This window comes from Thiorhodococcus drewsii AZ1, assembly GCF_000224065.1.
In the GTDB taxonomy this organism is placed as follows: Bacteria; Pseudomonadota; Gammaproteobacteria; order Chromatiales; family Chromatiaceae; genus Imhoffiella; species Imhoffiella drewsii.
Genome location: NZ_AFWT01000109.1, coordinates 1 through 1,385, shown reverse-complemented (window position 1 = coordinate 1,385; position 1,385 = coordinate 1). Strand labels below are relative to the sequence as shown.

2 protein-coding genes and 2 pseudogenes are annotated in these 1,385 nt (G+C 58.6%); 2 read left to right on the top strand and 2 right to left on the bottom strand.

The window, feature by feature from the left end:
• Window positions 1–521 (top strand): annotated as a pseudogene (locus THIDRDRAFT_RS23215) (IS256-like element ISTdr1 family transposase); the annotation flags it as partial.
• A 19-nt stretch (window positions 522–540) separates the two neighbouring features.
• Window positions 541–873, top strand: coding sequence for an ISAzo13 family transposase (locus THIDRDRAFT_RS23210; protein ID WP_007043391.1), 333 nt, complete (start codon window positions 541–543; stop codon window positions 871–873).
• 80 nt (window positions 874–953) lie between these two features.
• On the opposite strand, the pseudogene THIDRDRAFT_RS23205 reads toward THIDRDRAFT_RS23210, so the two are convergent.
• Both THIDRDRAFT_RS23205 and THIDRDRAFT_RS23200 read right to left on the bottom strand, forming a co-directional pair.
• A pseudogene (locus THIDRDRAFT_RS23205) lies at window positions 954–1,154 on the bottom strand (transposase); the annotation flags it as partial.
• 48 nt (window positions 1,155–1,202) lie between these two features.
• Window positions 1,203–1,385: integrase core domain-containing protein (locus tag THIDRDRAFT_RS23200; RefSeq protein WP_007043389.1), on the bottom strand; the 183-nt coding region annotated here is incomplete at its 5' end.

Below are 1,385 nucleotides of genomic sequence, written 5' to 3'. Positions count from 1 at the left end.
TCTGGAAGGCGCTCGCCAAGGCCTATCCGGACACCGTCCACCAGCGCTGCTGGGTGCACAAGACAGCCAATGTGCTCGCCAAGCTGCCCAAGTCCGTGCAGCCGAAGGTCAAGGCCGACCTGCAGGAGATCTGGATGGCCGAGACCCGCACATCGGCCAACCAGGCATTCGACCGCGCCCTCAAGCGCTTCGAGGCCAAATATCCGAAGGCCATGGCTTGCCTGGCCAAGGATCGGGAGACCTTGCTCGCCTTCTACGACTATCCGGCCGAGCATTGGGTGCACATTCGCACGACCAACCCGATCGAATCGACCTTCGCCACCGGGCGACTGCGCACCAACCGCACCCGCAACTGCGGGGCACGCGAGACCACGCTGGCGATGGTCTTCAAGCTGCTCCAGTCGGCGCAGAAGAACTGGAGGCGCATCAAGGGATTTGGAAAACTGGAACTGGTCGTCAATAACGTCCCGTTCCGCGATGGAGAGCAAGTGAACGATCAGTCAGATCGGATCGCCGCCTGATGGAGGCCATACACCAGATTTGACATTAACTCTCGAGGCCGACGCCGGCGGCTGCAATGGATATCGTCCGCGTCTGTGGAAGCGTGAACTCCAACGTCTCGCCAACGAGATCGGCCTGAGCGTCACCGTCTGCCATTACCCCAGCGGCGCCTCCAAATGGAACCCCATCGAACATCGCCTGTTCAGTCAGATCAGCCGCAATTGGGCCGGCCATCCGCTGCGTTCGCTCGACACCATGCTGGCACTCATCCGTGGCACAACCACTACGACGCGACTGCAGATCAAAGCCGTCCTCGATACGACGGTGTACGCCAAAGGGATCAAAATCAGCTCGCAAGACAGGCGGCACTGAATATGCGACGACGCCGTCTCTGCCCCAATCTAAACTACACCATCAGGCCGAAAAAATCGGGAAATAGTTAGGGCCTGTCATCAATTAAGCAGGACGCATGCTGAGGCCAAGTGCACACCGGCGAGAAAGTTGCGAGACAACTTGTCATATCGGGTGGCAATCGCTCTGAACTGCTTGATCTTCGAGAAAAAGTTTTCAATCAGATGGCGCGCTTTATACAATTCCTTGTCGTAAGCGCGTTGGACCAGGCGGTTGCGCTTAGGTGGAATCACCGCTATCGCCCCGCACGCTAAAGTGGACCCCATGTCCAGGACAGTTTTCCCCCGAATTTAAGTTGTACTGGCCACCTCAATCGCAGCGGTTTGGCGCTGCCCCAGTGTTGTCTCGCCGAAGCGATCGACGATCTTGGCCCCACCCCCGTTTCCCGATCGGTAGACCGCATCAGGCGTGAGGTACCCCAGGGATTGGTGGGGGCGCTCTCCGTTGTAGAAGGCGAAATACTCAGTCAACCC